General features: G+C 50.6%; 16 protein-coding genes. 6 read left to right on the forward strand and 10 right to left on the reverse strand.

Features of this window, described 5'->3' with window-relative positions; translation table 11 throughout:
• The first annotated feature begins 200 nt into the window (after nucleotides 1-200).
• A complete protein-coding gene (katG, locus tag VGN67_RS00525) occupies nucleotides 201-2,471 on the forward strand; it encodes a catalase/peroxidase HPI (RefSeq protein WP_327484797.1) in 2,271 nt (756 codons plus the stop codon).
• A gap of 104 nt (nucleotides 2,472-2,575) precedes the next feature.
• On the opposite strand, the gene VGN67_RS00530 is transcribed toward katG, so the two are convergent.
• From VGN67_RS00530 to VGN67_RS00550, 5 genes are all read right to left on the reverse strand, one after another.
• The gene (locus VGN67_RS00530; RefSeq protein WP_327484798.1) at nucleotides 2,576-3,667 is read right to left on the reverse strand and encodes a glycoside hydrolase family 43 protein; all 1,092 of its coding nucleotides are present in this window, start codon (nucleotides 3,665-3,667) and stop codon (nucleotides 2,576-2,578) included.
• A 63-nt stretch (nucleotides 3,668-3,730) separates the two neighbouring features.
• A complete protein-coding gene (locus VGN67_RS00535) occupies nucleotides 3,731-4,291 on the reverse strand; it encodes an energy transducer TonB (RefSeq protein ID WP_327484799.1) in 561 nt (186 codons plus the stop codon).
• Complete coding sequence (locus VGN67_RS00540; RefSeq protein WP_327484800.1) at nucleotides 4,292-4,681, reverse strand: HEPN domain-containing protein; 390 nt, start codon at nucleotides 4,679-4,681, stop codon at nucleotides 4,292-4,294.
• Complete coding sequence (locus VGN67_RS00545) at nucleotides 4,678-5,064, reverse strand: nucleotidyltransferase domain-containing protein (protein WP_414717276.1); 387 nt, start codon at nucleotides 5,062-5,064, stop codon at nucleotides 4,678-4,680. Before VGN67_RS00545 ends, VGN67_RS00540 begins: the two co-directional genes overlap by 4 nt.
• A 75-nt stretch (nucleotides 5,065-5,139) precedes the next feature.
• Nucleotides 5,140-6,519, reverse strand: a complete 1,380-nt coding sequence (locus VGN67_RS00550) for a M24 family metallopeptidase (protein ID WP_327484802.1) — start codon at nucleotides 6,517-6,519, stop codon at nucleotides 5,140-5,142.
• Nucleotides 6,520-6,681: 162 nt separating this feature from the next.
• Between VGN67_RS00550 and VGN67_RS00555 the strand changes: the two genes are divergently transcribed.
• On the forward strand, nucleotides 6,682-7,806 hold the full coding sequence (locus VGN67_RS00555) for a Fic family protein (RefSeq protein ID WP_327484803.1): 1,125 nt from the start codon (nucleotides 6,682-6,684) through the stop codon (nucleotides 7,804-7,806).
• A 26-nt stretch (nucleotides 7,807-7,832) separates the two neighbouring features.
• Nucleotides 7,833-9,785, forward strand: a complete 1,953-nt coding sequence (locus tag VGN67_RS00560; RefSeq protein WP_327484804.1) for a GDSL-type esterase/lipase family protein — start codon at nucleotides 7,833-7,835, stop codon at nucleotides 9,783-9,785.
• Nucleotides 9,786-9,857: 72 nt separating this feature from the next.
• On the opposite strand, the gene VGN67_RS00565 is transcribed toward VGN67_RS00560, so the two are convergent.
• On the reverse strand, nucleotides 9,858-10,775 hold the full coding sequence (locus VGN67_RS00565) for a DUF1338 domain-containing protein (protein WP_327484805.1): 918 nt from the start codon (nucleotides 10,773-10,775) through the stop codon (nucleotides 9,858-9,860).
• 79 nt (nucleotides 10,776-10,854) lie between these two features.
• Nucleotides 10,855-11,043 (reverse strand): hypothetical protein, encoded by a 189-nt coding sequence (locus VGN67_RS00570; RefSeq protein ID WP_327484806.1) that lies wholly within the window; start codon nucleotides 11,041-11,043, stop codon nucleotides 10,855-10,857.
• A gap of 600 nt (nucleotides 11,044-11,643) precedes the next feature.
• Between VGN67_RS00570 and argH the strand changes: the two genes are divergently transcribed.
• A complete protein-coding gene (gene argH, locus VGN67_RS00575) occupies nucleotides 11,644-12,981 on the forward strand; it encodes an argininosuccinate lyase (protein ID WP_327484807.1) in 1,338 nt (445 codons plus the stop codon).
• Nucleotides 12,978-14,504, forward strand: a complete 1,527-nt coding sequence (locus tag VGN67_RS00580) for a VCBS repeat-containing protein (protein ID WP_327484808.1) — start codon at nucleotides 12,978-12,980, stop codon at nucleotides 14,502-14,504. The genes argH and VGN67_RS00580 overlap by 4 nt, the downstream gene beginning before the upstream one ends.
• A gap of 20 nt (nucleotides 14,505-14,524) precedes the next feature.
• On the opposite strand, the gene argB is transcribed toward VGN67_RS00580, so the two are convergent.
• Nucleotides 14,525-15,316 carry an acetylglutamate kinase gene (gene argB, locus VGN67_RS00585; RefSeq protein WP_327484809.1) on the reverse strand — a complete coding sequence of 264 codons (792 nt, stop codon included), beginning with the start codon at nucleotides 15,314-15,316 and terminating at the stop codon, nucleotides 14,525-14,527.
• Nucleotides 15,317-15,498: 182 nt separating this feature from the next.
• Here argB and VGN67_RS00590 point away from each other — a divergent pair, with 182 nt between their 5' ends.
• Nucleotides 15,499-15,897, forward strand: coding sequence for a group III truncated hemoglobin (locus VGN67_RS00590; protein WP_327484810.1), 399 nt, complete (start codon nucleotides 15,499-15,501; stop codon nucleotides 15,895-15,897).
• A gap of 9 nt (nucleotides 15,898-15,906) precedes the next feature.
• Here VGN67_RS00590 and VGN67_RS00595 read toward each other — a convergent pair whose 3' ends face one another.
• Nucleotides 15,907-16,602 carry a YjjG family noncanonical pyrimidine nucleotidase gene (locus VGN67_RS00595; protein WP_327484811.1) on the reverse strand — a complete coding sequence of 232 codons (696 nt, stop codon included), beginning with the start codon at nucleotides 16,600-16,602 and terminating at the stop codon, nucleotides 15,907-15,909.
• Nucleotides 16,603-16,658: 56 nt separating this feature from the next.
• Nucleotides 16,659-16,964: a (2Fe-2S) ferredoxin domain-containing protein gene (locus tag VGN67_RS00600; protein ID WP_327484812.1), complete on the reverse strand. Its 306-nt coding sequence runs from the start codon at nucleotides 16,962-16,964 to the stop codon at nucleotides 16,659-16,661.
• Nucleotides 16,965-16,976: the final 12 nt, after the last annotated feature.

Consider the following 16,976-nt stretch of genomic DNA (forward strand, 5'->3'; position numbering starts at 1 on the left):
CCGAAAGCGCCTGGTTCTCCCCAGCGCATTTGAAAAGAATACCTTTCGAATAGTATCAGGCCAGCATTCCTTATAATCTACATTTATTCACGTAACTAATATAATAGCTTTTTTCTATGAATCTATAAAAAATATAAATAAAAGCTATTGAAAAGATTAGTTTAAATTTGTCTCATCGGAAACCATAAATCTACCAAAAAATGTCAAATAGTATAGGTCCAAACACAAATGTATGGGAGGTTAATGACGAAAGCAAAGTCAACACCGTAGGCAAGTGCCCCTTCACTAGTGGAGCCCTTAACAAGGCCGCAGGCGGTGGCACGCGCAACCGCGACTGGTGGCCCAATCAACTGAAATTGAATGTCCTGCGTCAGCACTCGTCTCTTTCTGATCCAATGGACGAGGGATTCAACTACGCCGAGGAGTTCAAGACCCTGGACCTGGCTACCGTAAAGCAGGATATCTTCGATCTAATGACCCAATCACAGGACTGGTGGCCCGCAGATTACGGTCACTACGGACCATTCTTTATCCGGATGGCCTGGCATAGCGCGGGTACCTACCGCATTGGCGATGGCCGGGGCGGGGCAGGTGCCGGTACGTTGCGCTTTGCCCCCCTCAACAGCTGGCCCGACAACGCCAACCTCGACAAGGCACGCCTGCTGCTGTGGCCCATCAAGCAGAAGTACGGTCGTAAGCTTTCCTGGGCGGATCTGTTGATCCTGACGGGTAACTGCGCTCTTGAATCCATGGGCCTGAAGACGTTCGGCTTTGGTGGTGGACGCGAGGATGTATGGGAGCCTCAAGAAGATGTGTATTGGGGATCTGAAACCGAATGGTTGGGTGACGAGGTACGCTACGCGGGTAGCAAAGAACATAAACGTACCCTTGAGCATCCGCTTGGGGCCGCGCACATGGGACTTATCTACGTAAATCCCGAAGGTCCGGGCGGAAAGCCCGATCCGGCTGCTGCTGCCCATGATATTCGTGAGACCTTCGGCCGCATGGCCATGGATGATTACGAAACGGTGGCCCTTATTGCCGGTGGACACACCTTCGGTAAAACCCACGGTGCCGCTGATCCTAACAAATACGTGAGCTCAGAGCCTGGGGGAGCTACCATCGAAGAGCAAAGCACAGGCTGGAAGAACTCATTCGGTCCTGGCCACGGTGCCCATACCATTACCAGTGGTCTCGAAGGTGCCTGGACCACTACGCCTACGAAGTGGGGCAACGAGTTCTTCAATAACCTGTTCGGCTTTGAGTGGGAATTGAGTAAGAGTCCGGGTGGAGCGCATCAGTGGAAACCCAAGGATGGCGCTGGCGCCGGTACTGTTCCCGACGCGCACGATCCGTCGAAGAGCCACGCGCCCTTTATGCTCACCACCGATCTCGCCCTACGATTTGACCCTGACTACGAGAAAGTTTCAAGACGCTTCCATGAGAATCCGGATGAGTTTGCCGACGCCTTTGCCCGCGCCTGGTTCAAACTGACGCACCGCGACATGGGCCCCAAAGAAAGGTACCTCGGTCCGGAAGTACCTACCGAAGAGTTGGTTTGGCAAGACCCCGTCCCGGCCGTTGCCCATCCGTTGATTGACGATCAGGATGTTGCTGCTATCAAGACCAGAATACTGGCTTCGGGACTATCCATATCCCAATTGGTATCAACCGCCTGGGCGTCTGCCTTTACCTTCCGTGGCTCCGACAAGCGTGGTGGTGCTAACGGGGCCCGCATTCGCCTGGCTCCGCAGAAGGATTGGGAAGTTAATAACCCGGCTCAGCTGGCGACCGTGCTGGCAACGCTTGAGGTGATCCGACAGGAGTTGGACGGCACGCTGTCCGGCGGTAAGCGGGTGTCGCTCGCTGACCTGATTGTCCTGGGCGGCTGCGCCGCTGTGGAGCAGGCGGCCCGTAATGCCGGCCATGAGGTGACGGTACCCTTTACACCCGGACGTACCGACGCTTCGCAGGAGCAGACCGACGTGCTCTCCTTTGATGCTATGGAACCGGCTGCCGACGGATTCCGCAACTACGCGAACACCAAACACAAGTCTGCGGCCGAGGAGATGCTGATCGATAAAGCCCAATTGCTGACGCTGACTGTGCCCGAAATGACGGTGCTCGTGGGCGGTATGCGGGTACTTAATACCAACTTTGATCATTCGAGGCACGGCGTATTTACCCAGCGCCCCGAAACGCTTACTACCGACTACTTCGTGAACCTGCTCGACATGAGTACTACCTGGCGGGCCACTTCCGATGCGCAGACGGTGTTCGTAGGGAGTGACCGCAAAACCGGAGAACCTAAATGGACCGGTACCCGCGTAGACCTCATCTTTGGTTCCAACTCCGAACTACGCGCCATTGCCGAAGTGTACGGATGCAGTGATTCACAGGAGAAGTTTGTGCGGGACTTCGTAGCCGCCTGGGCCAAGGTGATGAATCTTGGCCGCTTTGACCTGGCCTGATTGCAGTACCTTTTTGGCTTATAAGTAACAGGGTGGCCCGGAAGCGGGCCACCCTGTTTTTTTATTGCTCTCTAAATGACTCTTGACTCCAATTTTTTGAATGGTCATTTATCTCCACTCGTACCTGCATAAGCCTTAACCAAAGTCCTGGCTTCTTCAGGGGTTAACAGCGAAACGCAACCATGCCGGGCTTCCGACGGAAAGCTGACGTCCTCTTCCACTTTCCAGTTTATTAAATCGGGTGAGTAAGAAGCGCCAAAACGGTTAGTCATACAGTAGTCATAGAGTAAGAGCCATCCTGGTTTGAGGGGATCTGCCATGACGGTTGGGCCTTCGGTGATTACCGGAACAATCTGCCCCTTATTCAGGGGTCCATCTATAATGGTGTAGGGACCTTCAAGGTTTTTGGACGTAGCTACCCGGAGGGCTCTCCTTTCACCAGTTCTGGCACCAAATTCCTCCTCCTTATGATAAAGATAGTAGGTACCTTCGTGTTTCAGTATTGTTCCGTCTATTACCGAATACCCGGGATTGAAAAGCTCTTTGGCCGGTGAAAAGGTTTTCCAGTCACGGGTCTTACAGTACCAAAGTCGGCTCTCTTTCCATCCCGCATCTTTATAGGATGAAGACCAGACCAGGGTATACTCTTTTGTTTCGTCGTCATAAAACCATTCGGGCGCCCAGATATTTCTGGCTAAGGCTCCTGACTCATCCCGTGCGTCTTTCATCAGGGGCAAAGCGCCCTCAACCTGCCAGTTAACCAAATCTTTGGAAGTGGCAAAAAGACAGCTTGGCCCTACTTTCTCCCGGTCGTTACCTCTTCCCCCGCCGGTTGCCAGCAGGCGCCAAAGCCCATCAGGTCCCCGACGAACGTAAGGGTCACGCATTTGCTGCTCCCATACCGGGTTATTGTCGTTCAAAGCAGTCCAATGCCGTCCATCGGTGGATAAGGCTATGTGCAGCTTCGCTACCAGCATAGGATTCTCCAGGGGTACCTCCACGGTTTTTCCCTGCGCATCAATCTCAATGCGCGTCGGATAGCGCTGACGAAAGTAAGTCAGCATGTATACCTTTTTGTCTTTATCTATTTTAAGCAGCTCTTTCGCCTCTGCATCAGAGGAGGCGGCCTCTTTTTTGGATTGGGCCCAGGCTCCCGTAAAGGAGATAACCAGGGCTATAAATAAAGTAAGTTTCATTACTAAAACATTAAAAATTGTATTTAAACCAATATAAAATAATTAAGCTATTACATCATCTCTTTATCCTTTAATAGCCGTTTTTAATTTAAACCTGATAGGAAAAAAATATTTCACTTCAACTGGTTTTCCCCCTTGCTTGGCAGGCTTAGCAAACCTAATTAATCGGCTAACCCGTAAAGCCTCTTGGTCCAAATCATCTCTAAACCCCATCATAATAGTATGAGAATGTGTATTACCAACAGTATCAACCCAACAAGAAATATAGACTATTTCTTCTCTTTCAAAATTTACAAGTGAATCGTATTTTATTTGACTTTGAATAAATTTTTGAAGCTTTTCTACTCCTCCAGAGTAATGAGGCATTGATTCAACGGCGAATATCATCCATTCATCTCTACTAGTAGAGTCTGATTGTGCCTTGACTATGCTTGCCGTGCATAATAACAATACAACGAGAGCTTTCTTGAATATCACCATAACCTTGGAATTTTGTAAATAAAATGAGTTACCTGCTAACCCTAATTTATAATTAGGCGTTGAATCAAATAGCGTCTGCGACGCGATAACGACCAAAGTACCCGTCTTCTTCCGGTAAGATGCGGAGGATTCGGTACTATTCACCTATTTCAATAGTTCTTCAATCTTTTGTATCAATTCATCCGCAGGTTTCAGCAAATCCAAGACGTCTTCTTCGGAAAAATCTAAGTAGTCTTCATAGTCGGCACTTTGCCTCGTAGTGAAAATGTTAGAGTAAAACTTCCCTAACTCGTTATCAATGATACCTGTTTTTACAAAGTGAAGACCGAACATCTGCCTTACTCCCGCATGCGTATTTACACTGATTTCATTCCTGATCAACAAGGCGATCACAGCGTAGTAACAAGCATAATAGAGCCTATTGACGGCCGTATTCCATAACCGATTTTCTATCAGGATCGATACCTCACCGAAAGTTTCTCTGGCTCGCCTGATTCTATATTTAGATAACTCGATCCGATCTTGTGATTTCATAGAATCTTTCCTTCCTTCCTTACATTTTCGTAGAAAGGAGTTTTTCCCTTTCGGGACTCCCAGTCCTTTTTCGAGAAAACCAGGGGGCTAATCAGCGTTCCTGTTTCAAATTCAATGTCGTAGAGCGGGTAGGTTATCTTTTTCTTATCTGCTGGTTTGATAGTATCCTTATCTATCAGAATTAACAAATCAAGATCTGAGTCTGCCCTGTAGTCACCCCGAGCGTAAGAGCCGAATAAAATTACTGTGGCCGTAGGGTCTGTTGCTTTGACAGTGGCTTTCACCCGGCTCAGTAGTTCTTTCTTGTCTTTCATTGCTCTATGATCTGGTTTAGTAAGTCTGTTGAAAAATGCTCTATTAAAGTAACAATTTTTATGCAGGATTCTCCTCGTTAACCCCGATTTGTAATTAGGCGTTGAATCAAGTAGCGTCTGCGACGCGACAAAGAGCCAGGTACCCTACCGCACATACTCAATCTTCCTCGGTATGGTATAGATCTCCGTTTGCCGCCCGTCGATGTACCGGAAGCCGTTCCGGTCGAAGTACCCGTCTTCTTCCAGCATGATGCGGATGGTCTTGTTCCACTCGTCTATTTTGACGGCGGCATTCAGCTCGATGGAGTAGGCGGTGTTCTCGAACAGCGGATAATCGCCCGCGCCTTTGGTAACCCCCTGGTTGTCCCACATGCCGATGGTGGGTCCGGCGGCGTGGCCGTGCAAACCAATGGGGTGGGTGTAGATGGTACCATTGATACCTTCCTTCTGGGCCTGCGCCAGCGCATCGGCCAGAATCTGGTTGCCTGATTTGCCCGGCTTAAACTGCTCCGTCAGGATTTCCTGCAGGCGGTTGCCCTGCCGGAAGGCTTTTTTGAGGTAGTCGGGTACGTCGGTTTCGCCGGTTTTGAGAATGTAGGCGTGCTGCTGCTGGTCGGTGTTGAGGCGCAGGTAGGTAATGCCAAAGTCGGTATGGATGAGGTCACCGGGCAGGATGACCTGCTGGCCGGATCGCTTGGCGAAGGTCCGCAGATGGTCGAAGTTGGTAGCGTCGGCGCGCTGAATATCAACCGTCGGGTGAAACCAGGTACCCAGGCCCAGGTCAGTCACGCGCTGGCGCAGGTACCATACTACATCGTCGGTAGTCGTGACGCCCGGCTGAATGACCTTCTCCGAAAAAGCCTCCTGAATAAGCTGGTGCGAAATGCGGCAAATCATGGGGTATATGGCCATCTCCTTTTCGGTACGGGTTTCTAGCCAGGCCACCGCCAGCCGGTCGGCCGACACCAGTCGCTGCTGGTACACTTTGGGCAGCTTTTCCATCAGCTCGGTATGCTCCGTCAGCGTCAGGCCGTCGGCGTGGGCGTAGTTTTTGGAATAGTTGAGCGCTATTTTCTTCGGATTTTTCTGTTGGATAACCTTCACCAGCGCGTCCCACTGGTCGGGGTTGGAGCTGAGGTCCCACTCACCTTTGAGCAAAGTACCTACGTCGTAGCGGGCTATGGCTAGTTTATCCAGGGGCTTACCCGCCCCAGGCGTATCCACGCTGGGGTCAAAGAACACCATGATGGTCCGCCGCCGCGCCGACAGCCAGGTACTGGGCAGCATGGTACGCATAACCGGATCCTCGTTGTATTCGCGCGAGATAATCACCCACATATCTATACCCTCGCGCCGCATGAGCTGGGGTAGCAGGTTTTCGAAGCGGTCTTCCAGCACCTCGTCCACCACGCGGGCCCGTTCCTGTTCTTTCAGGATGACAGGGATGGTTTGGGCGTGGGAGTGAAAAGTTAAAAATGAGAAGTGAAGAGCGAGGAGGGTACTTAGCAGTAAAGCGCGTTTCATGTAGTGTAGGTTAAGAATGTAGCCCTAAAGTAGAAAAGATTCCGGCAACTGGTTGAGGACATATATAGAAAATGAGCATTTTCTATATATGTTGCTATGGATATATATAGAAAATAGGCTTTTTCTATATATATTCAGCAGCTTTTGACGACTTTACTTACTATGAGCTTTACGCTACCCCATTTACCTCCATCCATAGAGTTAGAAACGCGTGCTGTACTTCGCAAAGCGGCCTCCGCCCATCGCTACTTAGCAGAGTTAAAAGGAGTTGCAGCCACGATACCCAATGAGTCTATCTTGATAAATACGTTAGTCTTACAAGAAGCCAAGGATAGTTCAGCCGTTGAAAATATCATTACTACCCATGATGAGCTATTTAAAGCCGAGCTTTTTACGGATTTGCTTACTAGTCCTGCTGCAAAGGAGGTGCAGCGTTATGCCAGTGCCTTAAAGAAAGGATTTGCTCTAGTAAGGGAGCAGAAGCTACTAACCCAACGGCATATACTTGCTATTCAGGAAGAGCTGGAACATAATCAGGCAGGGTTCCGACGATTGCCAGGGACAACTCTCCGAAATCAGCAAACGGGGGAAGTAGTATATACTCCTCCACAGGAGCCTCAGGTGATAGTAGAACTTATGAGGAATCTTGAACGCTTCATTAATGATGACTCTTTACTTGACGCTGACCCGCTGGTAAAGATGGCAGTGATTCACTATCAGTTTGAGAGTATTCACCCATTCTACGACGGAAATGGCCGCACGGGCCGGATTATTAATATCTTGTATATGGTCCTGAAGGAGTTGCTAAACCTGCCTGTACTGTACCTCAGCCGTTATATTATCCAGCATAAGGTTGGTTACTACCAATGTCTGCAAGCAGTTCGGGATAGGCAGGATTGGGAAAACTGGATACTGTACATGCTGGACGGAGTAGAGCAGACCGCACGAGAAACCATTATTTTGGTACAGGAGATTCGAGAATTGATGCAGCACTACAAGCAAGAGCTACGCAGGCATTTCCCTAAGCTATACAGCCAGGACCTTCTAAACAACTTGTTTCAACACCCCTACACCAAAATTGAATTTTTGATGGACGACCTGCGGGTGACGCGTATTACTGCTACACGGTATCTGGAATTACTTACCGAAAAGGGATTTGTAATAAAGCAGAAAATTGGACGTAGCAACTACTATATCAATCAGCCGCTTCTTTCCTTATTCCTAAAGGCAAGTACTTCAGCAATTCCTCTTTCTTCAACACCAACGATACGTACTATATCGGAGTAAAATCTGATATATTTTAAACTGAAACTATGAAAAGATGTGCAATCATATACCTTCTGCTGATTTACTTAATTACGGGTGCCCACGCCCAGTCCACCGAAACCACCACCTCCTGGAAAGGCTTTGAAAAGGTTGACTTTACCTTTCAAAGTACCCCCGCCTGGTATGTCAAGCCGAAGCAGGCGCTGCCGGGCAAGCCGTGGGTATGGCGGGCGCACTTCCCTACCTGGCATACCGAGATGGACAGCATCCTGCTCAGCCGGGGCTTCCACGTGGCCTATATTAATACCAACGACCAGTTCGGCCACCCGAAAGCCATGCTGCTATGGGACCGGTTCTACGACTACCTGACGCGGGAGAAAGGCTTTGCTCCCAAAGTAGCGCTGGAAGGCGTAAGCCGGGGCGGGCTGTACGTGTACGGCTGGGCCAAGCGCAATCCGGCTCGGGTCAGCTGTATCTACGCCGAAGCGCCGGTTCTCGACCCGAAGAGCTGGCCGGGCGGCAAAGGGCAGGGGAGCGGCTCCCCCAAAGACTGGGCCCGCTGGCGGGAGCTGTACGGCCTGACTGAGGAGCAGGCGGCTGAGTTTAAAGACATCCCCCTCAATGATCTGGCCGGACTGGCAGCTTTCAAAGTACCCATTGTCCATGTCATAGGGCTGAAAGATAAAATTGTACCGCCCGAGGAGAATACCTTTCCGCTGGTGCAGAACTACCTGACGCTGGGCGGTCCCATCAGCGTGTATCCCATGACGCGGGGTGAGCAAAAGCTGGAAGGCCACCACTTCCCCATTGAGCAACCGGAAGGATTTGCGGATTTTATATACCAGCATTCAGTACCCGTGCGGAAGGTACTACCTTCTGCCACTTACCTGGTACCTAACAAAGGTCTTGCTAGCGCCTACCAGACTTTCACCTCTACAGGCAAAGGTACTGTGGCTTTTTTAGGAGGGTCAATTACCCATAATCCGGGCTGGCGGGATAAAGTGGACAAGTACCTGCAGGAGCGTTTTCCAACTACACAATTTACCTTCATTGCCGCAGGTATTCCCTCGCTGGGGAGTACACCGCATGCCTTTCGTTTTCAGCGCGATGTACTGGCGAAAGGTACTCCCGACCTGCTGTTTGTAGAATCAGCCGTCAACGACCGCACCAACGGATTTAGCGAGCAGGCCCAGGTACGGGCGCTGGAAGGTATCCTCCGGCAGGCCTACGCGGCCAATCCGGCTATGAACGTGGTACTAATGGCCTTCGCTGACCCGGATAAATTTGGGGATTATAAACAGGGCAAAGAGCCCGTAGAGGTAGCGGTACACCGGCGGGTGGCAGTGCATTACGGCGCTCCTTTCATTAACCTGGCGCGGGAGGTATATGACCGTACGGAGGCGGGGGAATTCTCGTGGAAGTACGATTTCAAAGACCTGCACCCGTCGCCCTTCGGACAGGAGATTTACTTTCAGACTATGAAGGAACTGCTGAAACAGGAGCCTTCTGCCAATACCTCGGTTCAAACCCCCACACTGCCCGCGCCGCTGGACCCCTTCGCCTATGAAAAAGGTAGGTACTATCCGATTAGTGAAGCCAGAGATTCACCGGGCTTTACTATAAATCCTTCCTGGATACCTCAGGACAAGGTAGGAACGCGAGTCGGCGGGACCCGGGCCGGATTTGTGGAGGTACCTGTACTGACGGGTGAAGAAGCCGGCGCTACTTTTACTTTTGATTTTAAAGGCAAGGCCGTTGGCATAGCCGTAGTATCCGGTCCTGACGCTGGTACTATCTCGTACAGCATCGACGGCAAAAAACCGCAGACGCTCGACCTATTTACGCAGTGGAGTACGCAACTGCACCTGCCCTGGTACCTGATGCTGGCCGATGAACTGAAACCAGGCAAGCACAGGCTGAAACTGACAATTGCCGACACAAAAAATCCGGCAAGCACGGGGAACGCTTGCCGGATTGTGCATTTTCTGGTGAATGAATGATGAATGCTTCAGGCTATATGCTGTAAGCAATAGGCTTTCATTGTAAATAGCTTACAGCCTAAGGCATACAGCCTACTGCTTTCCAGTCTGACTGGTGTAGGTACTTTCAAAAATCTTGTCGGCGTTACCCGCTTCGAAGCCATCGCGGCGGTGCTGACGCTTTATCTGCTCGGTGGGGAGGTGCGCAAACTCAGGAAGTACCCGCCGCTCCGCAAATTCTACGTAGGAACCAGAAATACGATGCTTTTCGCCCCCCGCAAACTCCGCTTCGAGCATCTCGGCCACGGTCGAGCTTTGCAGCAGTCCTCCGTCGGGGCTTTCTTTTATTTTTCCGCCGGAGTCATTGAGCTTAAAGCCATTCTTTTCCAGGAACTGGTTAAATTCGGCTACCGTGTTGTACCCTTCGGGCAGGTTGTGAACACTGATGGTAAAGTGGTTGAGGTAGTAACGGTTGTAGATAACCCAGGCTGCGTATTCGCTTTCTTTGAGCAGCGTCAGGTAATCGCTGAGAATAGGGGTACGCCAGAGGGGCTGGTGCAGAAATCCATCCACGGCAGCACCGTTGTCCAGGTCCAGGCTGTCCACCGGGTCAGTGGTTACCTCGTCGGTATAGCTACGGATAATGCGCTGGGCTTCTTCCGACAGCTCACCCACGCGTAGCTCGCTCACGAATATCCGTGGGTAGTGCGGCTGCGGTGGACTGTACCAGTAGGCATCCAGTTTTTTGCCTTCAAAGTAGTAGTAGTCGCGCTTCTGGTAGCCGTAGTGCAGGAATATTTTCTCGAATGACTGAATACCCAGGTGGGGCACCCCCATAGTCCGGAAAGCAATATGGTCGTTTTCAATATCGTCAGGCTTCTCAATTAAGCCTTCGGCAATCATAGCGTTGATGATGGCTTTTACATCAGGTACCCGCTCCTGATAACGGCCCATGAGCCCTTCCAGTACGGTATCCAGGGTTTGTAGTTGCTGTGATGAAGTGTTGTTCATAGAGTTAGTGATTATGAAATCTATTGAAATCTATGGCACAGTTTCAAACAGTGCCATAGATAATGACATAAGGTGTATTTTACAAAATTTGCTTAACCAGGTCATCCTGAATTACCTGATATGATTCCTCATAAAAGGTATCAAAGTTAACCAATAGGACCTGCTGACTCAGTTCCTGATTACAAAGAGTCCCTTTTCGTAAACCAGCGTAATCACGGAAAGACGAAAAATCCCAATCCTCCAAACGATTAACAAGCTGTGCTTTCATTGGGTTTTGATGAATGTAATGGAAGCAGGTGGTACTATATAACTCTTTATGCGTTGTATCAGTGAGGCATTTGAAGCGGGTATTTTGGGTAAATAGGGAGCCGGTTCTGTTCTCCTGTTTATTGATGCCCTGTGTGTAAGTGCTTAATAAAGTGCGAAGACCTTCACTAAATACATTACGGCTGATAGAGTGATTTTTTGTGCTTTTTATAGTATTTGAGTTAGCGTGAATCAGAAAGTGAAAGTGGTTAGGCATCAGGCAGTAGGCTAGTACATCGCAGTGCGGCAGCAGGTGGGTCCGAAACTTCCGGAGAAAGTACAGATAGTTTTCAGGCTTGAAGAAAATAGGCTGCCTATTATTCCCCCTATTATAAACATGGTAAAGGTGACCTTCTGCTAAAAGCATTTGGATGTGTCCTGAGATGGTAATCTTACTCTAACCCCTTAACCCGTGCCACGGTTTTGAACCGTGGCACGGGTACTTTAGTAAACTGACACTGGGACCTAATGAACAACAATCTGAAAACTAATTCGTCTATATTCCTGAAACCTTCCGAAATTTGCGATTTATTAACTACTCATCTGTAATTCAAGAAGTACTTTGAAACTCTGGCAAAAAGAAAATACCGTTACCTCCGATAAAATAGATCGCTTCACCGTCGGCCGCGACCGTGAGATGGACCTCCACCTGGCCGAATTCGACGTGCTGGGCAATTTGGCTCACGCGACCATGCTCGAAACTATAGGTTTGCTGACCTCTGACGATCTGGCCGCACTGCGTACCGAACTCAAAGCTATCCATGAGCAGGTACAGCGTGGCGAGTTTGTGATAGAGGAAGGGGTGGAAGACGTACACTCGCAGGTGGAGCTGATGCTGACGCGAAAGTTGGACGATGTCGGTAAGAAAATACATAGCGGGCGTTCCCGCAACGATCAGGTACTGGTCGATATGAAGCTCTACGTCCGGGACCAGCTTACGGAGGTAGTGCAGGCTACGCAGAATCTGTTTGATGTACTCGTCCGTCGTTCTGATCAACACAAGGAAGACTTGCTGCCGGGCTACACGCACCTTCAGATTGCCATGCCGTCGTCATTTGGGCTGTGGTTTGGCGCCTACGCCGAGGCGCTCATTGACGATGTAGTGCAATTGAATGCCGCCTATCGGCTAGCTAACCGTAACCCGCTGGGATCGGGAGCCGGTTACGGCTCGTCCTTTCCGCTCAACCGTACCCTTACTACTCAGCTACTGGGCTTTGAAGGGATGCATCATAATGTAGTGTACGCCCAGATGAGCCGCGGACGTACCGAGCAGGCGGCCCTGACAGCTATCGCCTCGCTGGCGGCCACGGTGTCACGCCTGGCGATGGATGTATGCCTGTACAACAGCCAAAACTTTGGCTTCATTGTCCTACCCGACGACCTCACAACGGGAAGTAGTATTATGCCCCACAAAAAGAACCCGGACGTAGCCGAGCTGCTCCGTGCCAAGACCAACCGCCTGAAGGCTCTGCCGATGGAGGTAACGCTGGTACTTAGTAACCTGCCGTCGGGTTACCACCGCGATATGCAGCTGCTGAAGGAGATACTCATGCCGGCCTTCGAAGAAATGCTGAATTGTTTGGATATCGCCGCTTTTATGCTGGAACACATGCAAGTGAAGCCTGACCTGCTGAAAGACGAAAAGTACGATCTGCTGTTCAGCGTGGAGCGGGTCAATGAGCTGGTAATGCAGGGAGTACCCTTCCGCGATGCTTACCGTCAGGTGGGAAAGGAAATAGCCGAAGGTACTTATCAGGCTCCGCGCGTGTTACAGCACACGCACGAAGGAAGCATAGGAAATCTGCAAAATGAAGCAATCAGAACGCGCATGGAACAGGAGCTTTCGCGTTTTAGATTTGATAAAGTAGAAACTGCTCTTAAAAACCTCCTTAACGCGTGATTTCTTTTAGAAAGATTTGGTTAGCTCTGGTCATACTTAGTACCGGAGCTATTGGCTATTGGTCCTGTAGTACCGGCTCTCAGCAGCGCGGTGAAGTCCTGGCCCGTACACACTGTGGCGGGTGTCACTTGTTTCCCGAGCCTTCGCTGCTTCCCCAAAAAGTATGGGACGAAGGAGTACTGCCGCACATGGCGGCCCGTCTGGGTATTTCCTATCGGGGTATGGATTTGGATAGTCTGCAAAGTACCAATGAGCAGCAGGTAGTGGATGCGGGTGTATTTCCGGTGGAACCAGTGGTCAGCCAGCAGGAGTGGGAAAGCATAGTAGCTTACTACCTCAAAAATGCTCCCGATGAGTTGCCGGATACGGTCCGGAAGGCAGCTTTGCTGCCTCTGACGAACTTTCGGGTACGTACGCCCCGGCAACCGGTACCGGCTATGGTGACGGCGGTACGCTACGATTCACTCCACCAGCAGGTCTGGGCGGGCCTGCGGTCGGGAGTTACCTACGTGCTGGATAAAAACCTTCGGCCGGTCGATTCCCTGTTTCGCTCCCGTAGCCCTTTTTCCGATATACGTTTCCGAAAAAATGAGTGGGACTTGTTAAGTATGGGAATTATGGACCCTAACGATAAAAGTACCGGCGACTGGATCCGGATTAGCAAAAAGGGTAATCAGTGGGTTGCTAAACCACTGGTAGAGGGGCTGCAACGTCCGGTGCACGCTTCCTTTGCAGATATCAACGACGACGGTCGCGAAGACATGGTCGTGTCAGAGTACGGCAACTACATCGGGCGGCTGGCCTGGTACGAAAATCTGCCGAACGATAGTACACGGATGCACATCATTGAAAACCAGCCCGGTGCCCGCCAAACCTACTGGCACGACTACAACGGTGATGGCCGCAAGGACCTGTGGGTACTGTGGGCGCAGGGCGACGAGCAGATTGCCGTGTACCTCAACAACGGCAGAGGTAACCTCATCAAGAAAGTGCTGCTGCGTTTTTCGCCCGTGTACGGCTCGGGGTACTTTGAGCTGGTAGATATTAATAAGGATGGGCACATGGATATTCTGTACGCCAACGGCGACAATGCCGACCATTCCCAGACCAAAAAGCCCTACCACGGAATCCGTATCTTTACGAATAACGGATCGGGTGTGTTTAGAGAAACCTTTTTCTATCCCATGCACGGCGCTACCCAGGCGCTGGCCCGCGACTTTGACCAGGACGGTGATTTGGATATTGCTGCCATTGCATTCTTTCCAGATTATGACCAGGAATCAGCGGAGAGCTTTGTTTATCTGGAAAATCAGGGGAACGGCAAATACCTGCCGCGCACCTTCAGCGACCCTAATGTGGGCCGCTGGCTGACCATGGACGTGGCTGATGTAGACCAGGACGGTGACCTGGATATACTGCTGGGTTCGTTCTCGCTGACCATTACGCCTACTCCAAAGGCAATAAAGGAGCGCTGGAACCGGGAGAATAAGGGGGTGATTCTGCTGGAAAATCAGCTGCGGTAGACGACACGTTACGGTAGCCGCTATTCATCCAGCGACAGTAAGGTACCAGCCTCACCACTGGTGGCGGCCATCAGGTCATCGGCATGGCAGATGGTCACGCGGCTGACATTTTCGCGCAGGGCCTTAAATGCATTATCCAGTTTGGGAATCATGCCTTTGTTAATAACGCCGCTTGCTTTAAATTCGGCGTAGGAGGTTGGAGTAAGCGAAGAAATAACAGCTGCATCGTCGTCGGGATCGGAAAGTACCCCCTTTTTCTCAAAACAATAAACCAGCTCTACCTTATAGAAATAGGTCATCTCGACTGCTATAGCTGAAGCCATGGTATCGGCGTTGGTGTTGAGCAGCAAGCCCTCGCTGCTGTAGGTTATCGGCGCAATAACGGGCACCAGGTACATATCAAGCAGAGCCCGTATCTGCCGTTTGCTTACCTGCACAATATCACCTACATATCCATAATCAACGTCTTGGACCGGGCGCTTTACAGACCGTATAATGCCCGCATCGGCACCAGTCAGGCCAATGGCAGTGCAGCTCAGAGGCTGCAGCTGGGCTACCAGGTTTTTATTGACCAGTCCGGCGTAGACCATCGTCACTACGTCCAGCATAGACTGATCAGTGATGCGGCGGCCATCGACCATTTTGGTTTTTACTCCCAGGCGTTCGGCTACCTGTGTAGCTACTTTTCCGCCCCCATGTACGAGTATTTTGGGAGAGGGGAGTTGGGCAAAGGCCGCAAGGAAACGCGTGCAGGCATCGGGGTTGTCAATGACGTTGCCGCCGATTTTGACGACCAGAAGAGTATGAGACATAGGGTACTGTATTAGGAATGGTTATAACTGCCACAAAGGTACACAAACCCCACCTTTTTGCCGAACCGCCGCCGTAACTGACCAATTTCATTCGTTAGCTCCGAACGTAAAGGTACCTTTGCCATGTTCAGAAAACAGAAAGACTATTCCGGCAGTAGTACCGGACAATTTATTCAAAAACTATGCTTTCCGATATAACTACCCGGGCCGACGTAGAGCGGCTGGTTGATACTTTTTATAATAAAGTGCGAGCGGATGAACTAATAGGGCCGCTGTTTAGTGAAGTAGCCCGGGTCAACTGGGACCTGCACCTGCCCAAAATGTACGATTTCTGGGAAGGTATCCTATTCGGAACGGGGCAGTACCGCGGGCGACCCATGCCGCCGCACTTTCGGCTTACCCAGCAGCATCCCTTACAAGCCCACCACTTTGAACGGTGGCTGGCGCTGTTTTACCAAACGGCCGATGAACTCTTTGAAGGAGACAAAGCCAGCGAAGTCAAGGTACGTGCCCAGAATATTGCCTCTATTATGGAGTTTCGGGTGGGGCAGATAAACGAAATAAACGGAGCGGCCAGTTAAGCCGCTCCTTTATAAAATAGTTTTAAGTTCGTTCAGCTGACGGATGTCGTGGGTAGGTACTTCCTCAAAGCAGAGTCCGACAGGATTGTAGTAAACGGTATCCAGACCAAAGCGCTTGGCTCCCAGTATGTCCGCTTCCCAGTTGTCGCCAATCATGATGCACTCTTGGTGCCGGGCGCGGGCCATTTCCAGCGCGTAGGCAAATATGCGCGGGTCTGGTTTCTTGGCCTGTGCTTTTTCGTTGGTAATGATATTTTTGAAATAGTGCAGAATACCCGAATGCTGCATTTTACTGGCCTGAATATGGTCAAAGCCGTTGGTGACAATGTGCAGCACGTAGCCTCGCCCGGCAGCATAGTCCAGTACCTCGGTGGCGCCTTCAAGCAGGTACTTCTTCCGGGGGAGTAGTTCCAGGTAGGCTTCCCCGAGCTGCGTGCAGCAGGAAGGTTCTCCCAGTCCCATGGCTTCAAAAACCATCCGGAAGCGATTTTCCCGGATGTAGGAATGGGGGTGGGTACCCTGGTCAAAAGACTTCCACAACGCCAGATTAACCCGCGAAAAGGTGCTGATAAATTCATCACAGGATGTTACGCCGTGTCCGGTTAGCGCAAACCGGTCAAAAATTTCCAGTAAGGATTCGGATGAATTGCGCTCAAAGTCCCACAGAGTGTGGTCCAGATCAAAAAAAAGATGTTTGTACTTCACAAATCAGACTTTTAACTCCTCATTCTTTTCTTCCCGGGGCAAAAACAACTCCCTATTTACACATCCAGCTTCAGCCGCTCAACAGGTACTCCATTAACCAGATGGCTTTCAATAATTTCCTCCACATCCGAAAGCTGTACGTTACCGTAAAAAATACCTTCGGGATACACAACCACAGTCGGCCCAAAGGCACACATATCCAGGCAGGCTGTACCCTGCGCGCGCATTTCGGGCATTAGCTTACGCTCTTTCATGGATGTCTTGAAGGCGTCCACCAGCGCCAGTCCGTGCTCGCGACCGCAGCATTTTTTGGGAGCATCTTTCTGGTTGGTACAAACGAATACGTGTTTACTATACTTCATAAGAATTTGTAA

The organism is Telluribacter sp. (assembly GCF_035998675.1).
Taxonomy (GTDB): Bacteria; Bacteroidota; Bacteroidia; order Cytophagales; family Spirosomataceae; genus Telluribacter.

What these genes read in the sequence shown, in the direction of transcription:
- katG (WP_327484797.1), top strand. Translation starts at nt 201, where the DNA reads ATGTCAAATAGTATAGGTCCAAACACAAATGTATGGGAGGTTAATGAC.
- VGN67_RS00530 (WP_327484798.1), bottom strand. Translation starts at nt 3,667, where the DNA reads ATGAAACTTACTTTATTTATAGCCCTGGTTATCTCCTTTACGGGAGCC.
- VGN67_RS00540 (WP_327484800.1), bottom strand. Translation starts at nt 4,681, where the DNA reads ATGAAATCACAAGATCGGATCGAGTTATCTAAATATAGAATCAGGCGA.
- VGN67_RS00550 (WP_327484802.1), bottom strand. Translation starts at nt 6,519, where the DNA reads ATGAAACGCGCTTTACTGCTAAGTACCCTCCTCGCTCTTCACTTCTCA.
- VGN67_RS00555 (WP_327484803.1), top strand. Translation starts at nt 6,682, where the DNA reads ATGAGCTTTACGCTACCCCATTTACCTCCATCCATAGAGTTAGAAACG.
- VGN67_RS00560 (WP_327484804.1), top strand. Translation starts at nt 7,833, where the DNA reads ATGAAAAGATGTGCAATCATATACCTTCTGCTGATTTACTTAATTACG.
- VGN67_RS00565 (WP_327484805.1), bottom strand. Translation starts at nt 10,775, where the DNA reads ATGAACAACACTTCATCACAGCAACTACAAACCCTGGATACCGTACTG.
- VGN67_RS00570 (WP_327484806.1), bottom strand. Translation starts at nt 11,043, where the DNA reads ATGAAAGCACAGCTTGTTAATCGTTTGGAGGATTGGGATTTTTCGTCT.
- argB (WP_327484809.1), bottom strand. Translation starts at nt 15,316, where the DNA reads ATGTCTCATACTCTTCTGGTCGTCAAAATCGGCGGCAACGTCATTGAC.
- VGN67_RS00590 (WP_327484810.1), top strand. Translation starts at nt 15,499, where the DNA reads ATGCTTTCCGATATAACTACCCGGGCCGACGTAGAGCGGCTGGTTGAT.
- VGN67_RS00600 (WP_327484812.1), bottom strand. Translation starts at nt 16,964, where the DNA reads ATGAAGTATAGTAAACACGTATTCGTTTGTACCAACCAGAAAGATGCT.